This is a genomic window from Bordetella genomosp. 10 (genome assembly GCF_002261225.1).
Lineage (GTDB): Bacteria > Pseudomonadota > Gammaproteobacteria > Burkholderiales > Burkholderiaceae_B > Bordetella_C.
This window is the reverse complement of the sequence record NZ_NEVM01000001.1, coordinates 920,405-933,042: the sequence shown is the minus strand read 5'-3', so window position 1 is coordinate 933,042 and position 12,638 is coordinate 920,405. Positions and strand designations below refer to the sequence as shown.

Sequence of the window (12,638 nt, the reverse complement as noted above, 5' to 3'; positions counted from 1 at the left end):
TTGGCCTTGGACGAACGCGGCTTCGGCGGATCCGCGCCTATCTGGGTTCGATAAGGGTCCACCACGGCAGCGGGCTGCGGATCCTGACGGGCAGCGCCGCCGCCAGCATGCGCAGCGCCTGGTCCGTATCGCTCAGGGGATAGCCGCCGGTCACGCGCAGGTCGGCCACCCGCGGATCGCAGCCAAGGATGCCCACCCGATAGCGCGCCAGGGTTTCGGTCATGCTCCCCAGGGTCATGTCGTCCGCCAGCAGCATATTGCGGCGCCATGCGTCCAGGCCGGGGGGCGCGGGCTCGACCGGCCCCATCCGGCTGTCGAAGCGCACCTGCTGGCCCGCCTCGATCACGCGCGGCGCGCCGCCGCCGGCATGCAGGCGCACTTCCACGCGCCCCTCCAGCACCGCCAGCCGGGTCGCCGCGTCCTCCTCCTGGCGCACGTCGAAGCGCGTGCCCAGCGGCCGCAGCACGCCCTGCCCGGTTTCCACCAGCATGGGACGGCGCGCGTCGGGGGCGGTGCGGATCAGGACCTCGCCGTACAGCAGGACGATGCGGCGCACGCTGTCGTCGTAGCGCACTTGCAGGGCGGAAGCCGTATTGAGCCAGGCCAGGCTGCCGTCGGGCAGCGTCAGTTCGCGGATCTCGCCGAGCGCGGTCTGCTGGTCGGCGCGCAGGCCCGCGATCAGACGGCGCACGGGCGCGATGCGGCCGGCGCCGGCCGCCAGGCCGAAGACGCCGCCCGCCACCAGCAGGCCGCGCAGCATCCGGCGCCGGCGCCGCGCCGAGACCTGGCCGGCGTCCAGCGCGCTGGCGGTGGCCTGGCGCGCGGCGCCGCTGCCCGTCAGCATGACGAATTGCCGGTTGATGGATTCCACGCCCGCCCATGCCTGGCGATGCGCGGTCGATTGCGCCAGCCATGCCTGCCAATCGCGCCGGTCGTCCTCGCCGGCCGCGTCGCTGGTCAGCAGCGCGTACCAGTCGGCGGCCTGCCGCATGCTGTCGAAGTCGACGGCGCCACCCGCGCCTTGCGGCAGCTTCAAGGCAGCCGGTTTCATGGACGGAAGCGCGTGGCCGCCGGGGCCGCGTGGATGACGAGGACGGGCATCAAGCGCCCGCCATGGAGATTTGCAGGCAGCCCAGCATGGCCGCCGACAGGTACTTGCGGACCATGCGGTCGGACACGCCCAGGCGCTGCGCGATCTCGCCCTGCGAACAGCCGTGCACCTGCTGGAGCAGGAAGGCCTCGCGCGTGCGTTCGCCCAGGCGCGCCAGCATGGCGTCCACGGTCTGCAGCGTCTGCAGCAGCATGGCCTGGGTCTCGGCGCTGGGATGCGTGTCCTCGGGCAAGCCTTCCCAGGCTTGCAGCCAGGCGCGCTCCAGGTCCTGGCGGCGCCAGTGGTCGATCAACAAGCCGGACGCCACCGTGCGCAGGAAGGCGCGCGGCTCGCGCAATTCCTGCGTCGTCCGCGGACGGGCCAGCAGGCGCACGAAGGTGTCATGCACGAAATCGGCCGCCAGATGCGCGTCGCCCAGCTTGCCGCGCAGCCAGCCCTGGAGCCAGCCGCGGTTGTCGATGTAGAGGGTGCCGACCGCCTGCCGGGAAAGTCGCGGGGTTTCAGACACGGGCGCGTTCGCCATTCAAATACGAATGGTTCGCATTATATTCATGAACCCCTCTCCGCGTAAGCAAGGTTTCATGCGCGTGGCGGGCGGACGACAAACCGGCGAGCACGGCGCTCGGCCGGGCGCCGGGATTATTCCAGCAGGTCTTCGTGGAAGGCGCCGAAGGGCCGGGTCGGATGCGCGATCTGGATTTCCAGTATCCACAGGCCGGCGCTGGGCGTGTCGTCCAGGTCGGCCAGCTTGCCGGCCTTGTAGATGGCGTGCGGGAAATCGCTGACGCGGTGTCCCTTCATCCCCATGTTCAACACCCAGCCCATGGCGCGCGCCTGTTCCTGGGCGAACCGATAAAGCGCCTGGCCGCTGACGCGGGCCTCGCGCCAATGCCGCTGCACGATGTCGTGCAGGCGCTTCACGTCCTCCACGCAGCGCCGCATGTCGGGGTCCTGCCCCGTGGCGCGCGTCATGCCGCAATCGCCCTCGTGGCCCTGCCACACGATGCCGATGTCGATGAAATAGATGTCGTCCTCGCCCAGCACGGGGTCGGTCTCGGGGCGCTCGCCGAACGTGAGCAAGGTGTTGGCGCCGAAGCGGATCAACACCGGGTGCCAGATCCGGTCCATGCCACAGGCCGCCAACATCTCCTTGCTCGCGGCGATGGCCTCGGATTCGCGCATGCCGGGACGGATCAGGGCGGCGATCCGCTCGGTCGCCTCCCAGGTGCGCGCCTGCGCGTGCCGCATGGCCGCCGCGCTGAACGCGGCGCCCACGGCTTCTTTTGCGGCCAGTGACATGATGCGGATCTCCTCGATAAGCGGCGAATGGGCGAAACGGCGGAACGGCGCTCAGCGCCCGTCGCGCCAGGGGCGCCAGGCCAGATGCCCGCGAACGGCCATATTATCCCTTCGCGCGAAGAATCCGGCCGGGGCGCCGGACGCAGGACATCGCGGCGAGGCGACGCGGGCATCGTGCCCGGGATGCGGCAGGAAACCCGGGGCCGCCAGGGCCCGAGGGCCTGCATATCGCCGGTCCGGTTTCAACGGATTTCATGATTTCCGTTTCCGAAATCGACTGAAATGAACGCGGCGGGCGCGGCGCTTCCGCGGCGGCGCGATGCTCGGATAATGAAATCGCACTGCACGCATCCATACCCGGATGCCAGTTCGAGGAAGGAGCAGGACTATGAAAACCATCGCCAAGCTTGCCACGTCCGCCGGTATCGCGTTGATCGTCAGCCTGGGCGCCATGACGGCGCCGGCCTCGGCGCATACCGACGTCAGCATCAGCATCGGCGTCGCGCCGCCGCCTCCGCGCGTGGAAGTGGTGCCCGCGCCGCGGCCGGGATATGTCTGGGCGCCGGGCCATTGGGAATGGCGTCGCGACCACCACGTCTGGATCGGCGGCAACTGGCTGCGGGCGCGCCCGGGCTACGTCTACCACGCGCCGCAATGGCGGCAGGACAACGGTCGCTGGGTCTATGCCGCGTCGCGTTGGGATCGCGATGGCGACGGCGTGCCAAATCGCTACGACCGCCATCCCGGCAATCCCTATCGCCGCTGAGCGGCATTGCGTAGCGCCGCCGGGCCTGCCAGGTGTTGAAGCAGACCCGGGGCTTCTCGCCGGATCGGCCCCGTCCCATGGCGGGGCCGATTCGTTTCATGCCAGCCCTTCCTCCTTCAATGCCTGTTGCACGGCGGGCCGGGCGTGCATGCGCGCATACCAGGCCTGGAGACCGGGCAGGCCGTCGAAGTGGATGTCGGCGTTGTAGCGGGACGTCATCCATTCCGCCTGCCCCCACCCCGTCAGCGCGTAGAGATAGGCGTCCGCCACGCTGTAGCGCTCGCCCATCAGCCACTGCGCGCCGGCCAGTTGCCGGTCTATCCAGGCGTAGCGCCGCGCCAGCTTCTCCTTGGCCACCTGGGCGTAAGGGCCGGCCTGCCGCGCGTACAGCAAGGGAATGAAGCCCTTGTGGACCTCGCTGCTCAACATCGCCAGCCACTCCTGCAGCCGGTAGCGCGCCATGGTGCCGGCGGGCGCGGCCAGGCCGGCCTCCGGCTTCCGGTCGGCCAGGTATTGCACGATCACCGGGCCTTCGCGCAGGCGCGCGCCGTCGTCCAGTTCGAGTATCGGCACATAGCCCAGCTCGTTGACGTCGAGGTAGTTGCCGCCCGCCTGGGTGGTGTGGGTCTTGTAGTCCACCTTCACCAGTTCGGCGTCCAGCCCGAGTTCGTTCAGCACGATGTGCGGCGACAGCGAGCAACTGGCGGGGATGTAGTAGAGCTTCATGCCATGCGTCCTTCAATTCTCCAAGGGCAAGCCGGATTCACGCCGGCGCCGGGTTTTCCACAGGGTGCGGCATATTCTAGGGAGGAGAAATAAAAAGGGAAGAAGGCATTAAAATGTCATGTAGGTACAAAAAATATACCTAGCCTGCATTGCCCGTCCCTTATGAAAAACACGCTCACCGGCTGCTCCGTCGAAGAATCCATGCGCCTGCTCGGCGGCCGCTGGCGGCTGCTGGTGGTTTCCTTCCTGCTCGACGGCCCCAAGCGTTTCAGCGACCTGCGCCGCGACATGCCGGCCATCTCGCAGCGCATGCTGACGCTGGACCTGCGCGCCCTCGAAGACGCCGGCCTGCTGCGGCGCACGGTGTATCCGACCTCGCCGGTGAAAGTGGAATATGCGCTGACCGATGACGGCGAGCGCATGCGTCCGGTGGTCGAAGTGATGCGGGAATTCGGCTTGTGGCTGAAGTCCCGGCCGGCCGCTCAACCGAAGGTGAAGGCGTAGGCGGAAACGCCCGGATCGAGGAATTCGATGGCGAAGGTGTGGTCGCCCACCGAGCCCGGTTGCCGCACCAGTTGGTAGAGCCGCTGTTCGGTCACCGTGCCGCTGCCGTCGGCCGCGACGTCCGTGCCATGGGCGTCGCCGGGCGCCTTGCCGTCTATCGTCACGCGGAAACGCACCGGCTTGTCGCCCGCCGCCGGGCCCAGCACCAGATGCAGGTCGCGCGCGTGGAAGCGGTAGACGATGCGGCCGCCGGCCTGGTCGAGACGAGCCCTTTCCTCTTCCACGGTCCAGGCGCCGCCCAATCCCCACTGATTGAGCTTCGGGCTGTCCGGCGCGGCGTAGCGCGCCTGGGCGTCGGGGGTCACGCGGCCCGATGCGAAACGCTCGCCGCGCGCGTAGCCAATGTAGGTTTCCGGCGAATCCACCTCGGCCATGTCCGGCGCCAGTTGCGCGCCCTGGCCGCGCACGTCGGCCACCTGAGTCGGCACGCCGCGCGCGCCGGCCTCGCGCAGCAATTGCTGGATGACGCGCTCCGATCGGTCGTATTCGCCCTCGCCGAAATGGTGATGCCGGATGCGGCCTTGCGCGTCGATGAAGTAATGCGCGGGCCAATACTGGTTGTTGAACGCGCGCCAGATGGCGTAGTTGTTGTCGATGGCGATGGGATAGTCCAGGCCCATCTTGGCGGCGGCGCGCTTGACGTTGTCGGCGTCGCGCTCGAAGGCGAATTCCGGCGCGTGCACGCCGATGACCACCAGGCCCTGGTCGCGGTACTTGTCGGCCCAGGCCTTCACGTAAGGGAGCGCGCGCAGGCAGTTGATGCAGGAATAGGTCCAGAAGTCGACCAGCACGACCTTGCCGCGCAACTGCGCCAGGGTGAGCGGCGGCGAATTGAGCCATTGCACCGCGCCGTCCAGGGCAGGCGCCGGGCCTTCGTCGGGCAAGGACAGGGGCGGCGGCGCCTTGGCTTGCATGGCGCCGGTCATCGCGCCGTTGTTCATTGCACCGCCGTTCATCACACCGCCGTTCATCGTGTCGCCGTTCATCGTATCGCCGGTCATGGCGCCACCGGTCATGGCGCCGCCATTCATGGCATCGCCGGTCATCGCGCCGCTATTCTTCGCGTCTCCGGCCGTCCGGGTCATCGCGCCGCCGGGCGCGCCGGGGCCGCCGGCCGGGGCGCCCGGCATCCGATCGCCCGCCAGGCGGTTCACCAGCGATTGCTCCAGATCGCCCGTCGACGCCGTCGACACCTGCGCCAGGACACCCGTGTCCCAGCCCAGCGAGATGGCGGCCACGCCGGCCAGCATCAGCACGCCCAAGCCGCGCCGCAGCCATTCGCCGGCGCCCAGCGAGCGCTTCATCGCCGCGAAGACGCGGCCGCCCGCGAGCAGGGCCAATCCCAACGAAGTCGCCGCGCCCGCGGCGTACGCCAGCAGCAGCACGGTGCTGCCCACGTTGGCGCCTTGCAGCGCCGCGCCGGTCAGCACCAGGCCCAGGATGGGGCCGGCGCAAGGCGCCCACAGCAAGCCCGTCGCCACGCCCAGCAGCAGCGCCGCCCAGGGCCGGCCCTGGCCATCCTGCGCCGTCCGCGACAAGCGGTTGCCGGCCGACACCAGCGGCTGGGTCAGGCGGTCGGAGACATGCGGGAACAGCAAGGCCAGGGCGAACAGGGCCATGAGGGCCAGGGCCAGCCAGCGGCCGTACTGATTGGCGGCCACCACCCAGCCGCCGCCGACCGCCGCCAGCGAGGCCACCAGCGCGAAGGTCAGCGCCATGCCGGCCAGCAGCGGCAGGCCGCTACGGCGGAAAGGCTGGCTCGCGCTGGAAAACACGAAGGGCAGGACCGGCAGGATGCACGGACTGACGATGGTCAGCGCGCCGCCCAGATAAGCGAGGAGGATGAGCAGCAGCATGGTCGGGACTCCCGGAACATCGATGGATGAAGCCCGGGCCCATGGCCCGGTGGATGTCCACAGCGTAGCCGCGCGCGCCCCGTGAAGTCCTCACGCAAAGTTAAACATTTCGAGAGGGGAAGCTCTCCCTTTCAGGTGGCGGCGGGGGCGACGGCGGCGCCTTCTATGTTGTGGCGCTTCAGGGCCTCGGCGACGAAGCCGCTGGCTTTCATGTCCTCGACGAAGGCGGCCAGGACCTTGGCGGCGTCTTCGCCGCGGCCCTTGGGCACGCCCATGGCCTGGCGGATGACCATGAAGCTGCCGGGCACCATGCGCAGGCCCGGGATGCGCTTGAGGTCGCTTTCCAATTGCTGCCGCACGCCGGCGGCGACGTCCGCCTTCTCGGCGATGAAGGTGTCGACCACGGCGGGCGAGGTCGGCGCGCGCAGCAGCGTCGCGTGCTTCAGCTCGCGCGTCAGGTAGAGATCGTAGGCGCTGCCCTTGCCCACCATGACGGTCGTCCCCGCCGCGTCGACCTGCCCGATCTCCCGCACCGGCGAATCCTCCCGCACGGCGTAGGCGCCCTCGATCAGCACGTAGGCGTCGGTAAAGGAAATGCCCGCGCCGCGCACCGGGTCGATGGCGAAGAAACCGATGTCGGCCTGTTCCGCCGTCACCGCGTCCACCGACTTGCCGGCGCTGTCGAAGACCACCAGGTCCAGCGGCACGCCCAGCCGCTCGGCGAACGCATGCGCCAGGTCGACGGAAACGCCCGCCGCGCCCGTCGCCGGGTCGCGCCGCGCCAGGATGGGATTGCCGACGTTGATGGACGCGCGCAAACGCCCCGTGGGCGTGAACTTGGCGACGATGGAAGGATCGATAGAAGAAGCCATGGTTTTTCCGTTTCTACGTTCAGGAAGATCGATGTGAGGGGATGCGGGCGCGCCCTGGGCGGCGGCGACGCGATGGCCGGCAGGCGCCAATACACTCGCGGCCGCGGCAAGCAGGCAGCGCTCCATGAAAGTCCGGCGTGACGATATGCGCATTTTCCATATCCTCCAGCGTCCCGATCATGCACTGTAATGCACGGTCTGCCCACCGCAACAGAGGTCGACCAGCCCGCCCTCCAGCGTCTCCCCGAACCAGGTGCGGATGGCGGCGCGCCGTTCGCCCACGTATTCGGGCTGGCCGTCGGCATCCAGGATCATGCACAGGTCGTGGCCCGGCACCAGCAGCGTGGCCGGATCGCGCCGCCAATAATCCCAGATGACTTCCAGGCTGGCGCGGCTGGCGGCCGGGTCCGCCGTATCGGCGACCGTCATGGACAACAATTCGGCGCGGTTCTTGGCGGCGTCGCCGGTGAACAGGATGGGACGCTCCCCGGCGACATGGAACAGCAGATGGCCGGGCGTATGGCCGGGCGCGTCGATGGCCGAGAAACCGGGCAGGAAGGCGTCGCCGTGCCGTATCCGCCGGACGCGGCCGGACCCGGCGAGTTCGCGGACGTAAAGCTCGGGCAGCGGATTGAAGCCCGGCGGCTGGGCCGCCGCCCACGCCAGCTCGACCTCGCCGATCCACACCGTGGCCTTGGGAAACAGCGTGAAGTTCACCGCGTGATCGTAGTGCGCGTGCGTCAGCACCACGTCGGTGATGTCCTCCGGCTTCACGCCCAGGTCGCCGAGCTGCTTGCCCAGATAGTGGCGCACGCCGAAGGCGCCCACGTCCACCAGGATATGGCGTCCCTCGCCGCGCAACAGCGTGGTCGTGCTCCAGCCCAGCCCGCCGTGGAACAGCGCGCGGCCGGGAAAGCCCTGCACCAGTACATCGATGTCGTACATGTCTCTCTCCGTCTGCCGCCGGGCTGATTGGTGCGCCCTCCTGTCGCTGCGCGACCCCTCCCCGGGGGAGGATTCGCGCTTGGGACGGCCCGGCGCGCTCATTCAGCGGTCACCCCGGCCTGCCGTATCAGCGTGCGAAAGCGCGCCAGGTCGTCGCGCAGGGTCTGCGCGAACGCCTCGGGCGTGCCCGCCACGATATCGTTGCCGCCCTCCGTTTCCAGCTTGCGCACGACGTCCGGCTGGCGCACCGCCTTGACCGCCGCGTCGTGCAGGCGCGCGATGATGCGCGGGTCGGTGCCCGCCGGCGCCAGCAAGCCCTGGAACTGGGTCACGTTGAAATCCTTATAACCCAACTCCTCCATGGTGGGCAGGTCCGGCAGCACGCCGGCGCGCTTCGGCCCCGATACCGCATAGCCGCGCAGGCGGCCGGCGCGGATGTGCGGCACCGACGTGACCACCGTATCGAAGGTGAACGTAAGCTGTCCGCTGAGCACGTCGGTCAAGGCCTGCGCGTTGCCCTTGTACGGCGCGTGGGTCAGCTTGGCGCCGGTCATGACGCCGAGCAACTCGCCCGCCAGATGGCCGCCGGAGCCGATGCCGGCCGATCCGTACGTCACCTGGCCCGGATGCGCCCTGGCTTCGCGCACCAGGTCGTCCACGCTGTGGATCGGCGATTTCTGCGGCACGACCAGCACGTATTGGTAGCTGGTCAACTGGGTGATCGGCGCCAGGTCCTTCAGCGGATCGTAGGGCGTGCTTTTGTACAGCGTCGGATTGACCACCAGCGGGCCGCTGGCGTCCAGCAGCAGGGTGTAGCCGTCGGGCGCGGCCTTGGCCACCATGTCGGTGCCTATCATGCCGTTGGCGCCGGGCTTGTTCTCCACCACCAGCGCCACGCCCAGGTCCATCGTCATCTTCTGCGCCACCACGCGCGCGGTGATGTCGGCCGCGCCGCCGGCCACGTAAGGCACGATGACGCGGATCGGCCGCTCGGGATAGTCGGCGCGCGCGGGCGCGCCGGCGGCCATGGAAATAGTCGCGGCCGCCAGCGCCAGCAGCGCCACCATTCGGCCGCCGCCGCGCGGTGTCGGCCCGCTGCCGCGCAGTGCGCGCGCGGGCGATTCGTTCTTGTGCATGGATGTCTCCTTCCGCGTATCAACTCAACTGCTCGTCGCCTTGGCGGCATGCTCCCGCAGCAAGGCGACCACCGCGCCGTCCAGCGCGATGCCCTCCTCGCGCTGGCGCCGCATCTTGCCCATTTCGATCTCGCCCGGCACGATCACCGGCCGGTCGGGGTCCGCCGGCGCGCTGCCGTGCAGGATGGCCGCGAAATCCTTCATCCTTTCGGCCAGCCATTGCGCCGGACCCAGCCGGGACGTATCGATGAGGATGAAGAAATGCCCCAGGTTCTGCGCCTGCTCCGGCGCGTCCGACCACGACTGCACGTGGGTCAGATAGGCGGCGTTGGACAACAGCCCGGAGAACAGGTCCACCAGCAACGCCAGGCCATAGCCCTTGTGGCCGCCGATCGGCAGCAGGAAGCCGTCGAGCGCGGCCTTGGGATCGGTGGTCGGCTTGCCCGCCGCGTCCGTGGCCCAGGTATCCGGTATCGGCTGGCCCGCCTTCAGCGCGTTGCGGATCTTGGCGCGCGCCACCACGCTCATGGCCATGTCCAGCAGGAAGGGATCGCCGCCGGGGTTCGGCACGCCGAAACCCACGGGACTGTTGCCCAGGCGCGCGTCGCTGCCGCCCCAGGGCGCGATGGTCGTGGTGGCGTTGCTGCCGATGATGCTGGCAAAGCCTTCCTGCGCGGCGATCAGCCCATACGGCGAGATGGGGCCGAAGTGGTTGCTGCCCCGCGCGAAGGCCACGCCCACGCCCTGCGTGCGCGCCGCCTCCATCGCCGCCCGCAAGGCATGCATGCCGACGAGCGGCCCCACGCCGTTGTCGCCGTCGACCAGGCGCAAGGCCGGCGCCGGCGCGTCCACCCGGATATGGGCGCGCGCGTTGATGCCGCCGATCTGCAAACGCTCGCCATAGGATTCGATGCGCGAAAAGCCATGGGTGGACAGGCCGAACATATCAGCCAGCAGCAGGATGCGCGCGACGTCGGCGGCATCCTGGCGCGGCAGTCCCAGCCCCTGGAACGCGCGCGTCCCCAGTTCGGTCAGCCCGGCTTCGTTGAAACGCGGTTTGTCTTGCGGAGTGGCGGCAGCAGTCATGATTTGGTGTATCCCATACGAACGTCATCAATCCGCGTGCAGATGCGCGCGGCGCACCACCTCGCCCCAGCGCGTCTGCTCGCTGGCGATGAAGGCGGCGAATTCCCGAGGACCGGCGCCGGACGGCGTGCTGGAATCCTCTTCCAGGCGGCGCCGCACGGTGTCGGAATGCAAGGCCGCGAGCGCGGCCTGGTGCAGGCGGGCGATGGCCTGCGGCGGCGTGCCGGCCGGCGCCAGCAGGCCGAACCACTGCACGCTCTCGAAACCCGGATAGCCCATCTCGGCCACGGTGGGCACGTCCGGCACCGCGGCCAGGCGCTGCGCCGAGCCGACCGCCAGCAGATGGATCTTGCCGGTCTTCGCATGCGGCAGCAGGCCGGGCAGGCCCGCGGCCGCCGCGTCGATATTGCCGGACAACAGGTCCGTCAGTTGCGCGCCGGTCCCCTTGTAGGGCACGTGCACGACGTCGATGCCGGCCGCCGTCTTCAGCATCTCGAAGGCCAGGTGGCCGGCGCTGCCGTTGCCGGCCGACCCGTAGTTCAGCTTGCCCGGCGCGGCCTTGGCCATGGCCACGAAGGCGGGCAGGTCCTTGACCTTAAGCTTTTCATTGACCGCGAACACCATCGGCAGCTTCGCCAGCAGGATGATGGGCGCGAAGTCCTTCCGCGGGTCGTACGGCAGCCTGGACATCATGGCGGGATTGACCGCCAGCGTGCCGACGTGGCCCAGCAGCAGCGTGTAGCCGTCCGGCGCGGCGCGCGCCGCTTCCTGCGTGGCGATGGTGCCCTGGCCGCCGCCCTTGTTTTCCACGACCACCTGCTTGCCGAGGTCGCGCGACATTTCCATGGCGATGGCGCGGGCGATCACGTCGGAGCTGCCGCCGGGACCGTAGGGCACCAGCAGGCGCAGGGCATGGTCGGGTTGCCAGGCGGCCGGCGCGGGGGCCGGCTGCTGCGCGGCCGCCTGCTGCGCCGCGGCGCAGGTTGCCGCGACCGCCAGCGAGAGGGACGCCAACAGGCGCGGCAATCGCGAGAACCGCGGCGACAGCGGTAACGGCGGCCGTCGCATCGACGGCGACGCATGCATCGATGGCAGCGAACGCATCGGCAGCGGCCAACGCAGGGCAAGCGCGGCCAGCGCACGCCGGCAGCGCGTACGCGGGGGAACGATCTGGAACATCCGGGGGTCTCCTTTCCCTTTCTTGATGAAGGTATCGGCATGGCGGCGATGGCCGGCGTGCTGTCATCGTGCGGAAAAGATGATGCGGGCGCGCCCTTATCCAGTAAAGTGCAAATATTCGATTGATTAATGCACGAAACACAAAACCCATGAAATTCGATCTGGCCGATCTGCGCGGATTCCTGGCGGTGGCCGACCTCGGCAGTTTTCGCGCGGCGTCGCTCTCCCTGAACCTGTCCCAATCCGCGCTGTCGCGGCGCATCGACAAGCTGGAAGACGCGCTGGGCGTGGAGCTGTTCAACCGCACCACGCGCAAGGTGGAGCTCACCGCCATCGGCCGCGGCTTCGTGCCGCGCGCCCGCAACGTGCTGAACGAACTGGAGAATGCGCTGGTGGGCATCCAGGACGTGGCCGAGCGCATGTCGGGCCAGGTCACCATCGCCTGCGTGCCGTCGGCGGTAGCGTATTTCCTACCGGCCGTCGTGCGCGAATACCATCGGCAATACCCGCGCATCCGCATCCGCGTGATCGACGAGTCCTCGTCGGTGGTGCTGACCGCGGTGGCGCGCGGCGACGCGGATTTCGGCCTGACCTACATCGGCACCCAGGACGCCGATATCGAGTTCCAGCCGCTGCTGGAAGAACCCTTCGTGGCCGCGGTGCACAAGGACCATCCCCTGGCGCGGCGGCGGCAGGTCGGCTGGAAAGACCTCAGCGCCTACGAATACATCAGCCTGGCGCAAGGCAGCGGCAACCGCTTCCTCATCGACCAGGCCCTGGCGCACAGCGAGATCCGGCCGCGCTGGGCCTGCGAGGTCCAGCACGTGCCCGCGCTGGTCAGCATGGTGGAGGCCGGCGTGGGCGTCGGCGTGGTGCCGCGCCTGGCCATGCCGCCGGGACGCCACGAAGCGCTGGTCAGCCTGAAACTGAACCAGCCCGTCGTCAGCCGCACGCTGGGCCTGATCCAGCGGCGCGGACGCACGCTCAGTCCCGTGGCGCGCCTGCTGTTCGACATGGTGGTGAAGCGGCGCGGCGGGATCTGAACGCCTGAACGCGTGAACGCCAGGCGCCTGGCCTCAAGCGCGCGGCGTCAAACAG

At 69.2% G+C, this 12,638-nt stretch carries 14 protein-coding genes; 4 read left to right on the top strand and 10 right to left on the bottom strand.

The genetic code is table 11. The features are described from left to right. Window positions 1-37: 37 nt before the first annotated feature. From CAL29_RS04070 to CAL29_RS04060, 3 genes are all read right to left on the bottom strand, one after another. Entirely contained in the window at window positions 38-1,051 is a 1,014-nt protein-coding gene (locus CAL29_RS04070; RefSeq protein ID WP_094851687.1) for a FecR domain-containing protein, read from the bottom strand. A 49-nt stretch (window positions 1,052-1,100) separates the two neighbouring features. Continuing rightward, complete coding sequence (locus CAL29_RS04065; protein WP_256977178.1) at window positions 1,101-1,619, bottom strand: sigma-70 family RNA polymerase sigma factor; 519 nt, start codon at window positions 1,617-1,619, stop codon at window positions 1,101-1,103. Between the two features lie 131 nt (window positions 1,620-1,750). After that, window positions 1,751-2,410, bottom strand: a complete 660-nt coding sequence (locus tag CAL29_RS04060; protein WP_094851685.1) for a M24 family metallopeptidase — start codon at window positions 2,408-2,410, stop codon at window positions 1,751-1,753. A 388-nt stretch (window positions 2,411-2,798) separates the two neighbouring features. Between CAL29_RS04060 and CAL29_RS04055 the strand changes: the two genes are divergently transcribed. Further along, window positions 2,799-3,176 carry a YXWGXW repeat-containing protein gene (locus tag CAL29_RS04055; RefSeq protein WP_094851684.1) on the top strand — a complete coding sequence of 126 codons (378 nt, stop codon included), beginning with the start codon at window positions 2,799-2,801 and terminating at the stop codon, window positions 3,174-3,176. A gap of 96 nt (window positions 3,177-3,272) precedes the next feature. Here the strand turns inward: CAL29_RS04055 and gstA are convergent, their stop codons facing one another. Further along, entirely contained in the window at window positions 3,273-3,902 is a 630-nt protein-coding gene (gene gstA / locus CAL29_RS04050) for a glutathione transferase GstA (protein ID WP_094851683.1), read from the bottom strand. Window positions 3,903-4,064: 162 nt separating this feature from the next. Here gstA and CAL29_RS04045 point away from each other — a divergent pair, with 162 nt between their 5' ends. After that, a complete protein-coding gene (locus tag CAL29_RS04045) occupies window positions 4,065-4,406 on the top strand; it encodes a winged helix-turn-helix transcriptional regulator (RefSeq protein WP_094851682.1) in 342 nt (113 codons plus the stop codon). Here CAL29_RS04045 and CAL29_RS04040 read toward each other — a convergent pair. The 6 genes from CAL29_RS04040 to CAL29_RS04015 form a co-directional block, all read right to left on the bottom strand. Then, the gene (locus CAL29_RS04040; RefSeq protein WP_094852698.1) at window positions 4,385-6,319 is read right to left on the bottom strand and encodes a redoxin family protein; all 1,935 of its coding nucleotides are present in this window, start codon (window positions 6,317-6,319) and stop codon (window positions 4,385-4,387) included. The genes CAL29_RS04045 and CAL29_RS04040 overlap by 22 nt on opposite strands. Before the next feature lie 134 nt (window positions 6,320-6,453). Further along, complete coding sequence (locus CAL29_RS04035) at window positions 6,454-7,194, bottom strand: ABC transporter substrate-binding protein (RefSeq protein WP_094851681.1); 741 nt, start codon at window positions 7,192-7,194, stop codon at window positions 6,454-6,456. 177 nt (window positions 7,195-7,371) lie between these two features. Beyond that, window positions 7,372-8,139 (bottom strand): MBL fold metallo-hydrolase, encoded by a 768-nt coding sequence (locus CAL29_RS04030; RefSeq protein WP_094851680.1) that lies wholly within the window; start codon window positions 8,137-8,139, stop codon window positions 7,372-7,374. 98 nt (window positions 8,140-8,237) lie between these two features. After that, a complete protein-coding gene (locus tag CAL29_RS04025; protein WP_256977177.1) occupies window positions 8,238-9,275 on the bottom strand; it encodes a Bug family tripartite tricarboxylate transporter substrate binding protein in 1,038 nt (345 codons plus the stop codon). Between the two features lie 24 nt (window positions 9,276-9,299). Beyond that, window positions 9,300-10,361, bottom strand: a complete 1,062-nt coding sequence (locus CAL29_RS04020; RefSeq protein ID WP_094851679.1) for an Ldh family oxidoreductase — start codon at window positions 10,359-10,361, stop codon at window positions 9,300-9,302. A gap of 27 nt (window positions 10,362-10,388) precedes the next feature. After that, the gene (locus CAL29_RS04015) at window positions 10,389-11,387 is read right to left on the bottom strand and encodes a Bug family tripartite tricarboxylate transporter substrate binding protein (RefSeq protein ID WP_256977176.1); all 999 of its coding nucleotides are present in this window, start codon (window positions 11,385-11,387) and stop codon (window positions 10,389-10,391) included. Window positions 11,388-11,441: 54 nt separating this feature from the next. Between CAL29_RS04015 and CAL29_RS31515 the strand changes: the two genes are divergently transcribed. After that, window positions 11,442-11,666 (top strand): hypothetical protein, encoded by a 225-nt coding sequence (locus tag CAL29_RS31515; protein WP_179283846.1) that lies wholly within the window; start codon window positions 11,442-11,444, stop codon window positions 11,664-11,666. Between the two features lie 23 nt (window positions 11,667-11,689). Next, the gene (locus tag CAL29_RS04010) at window positions 11,690-12,583 is read left to right on the top strand and encodes a LysR family transcriptional regulator (RefSeq protein WP_094851678.1); all 894 of its coding nucleotides are present in this window, start codon (window positions 11,690-11,692) and stop codon (window positions 12,581-12,583) included. Window positions 12,584-12,638: the final 55 nt, after the last annotated feature.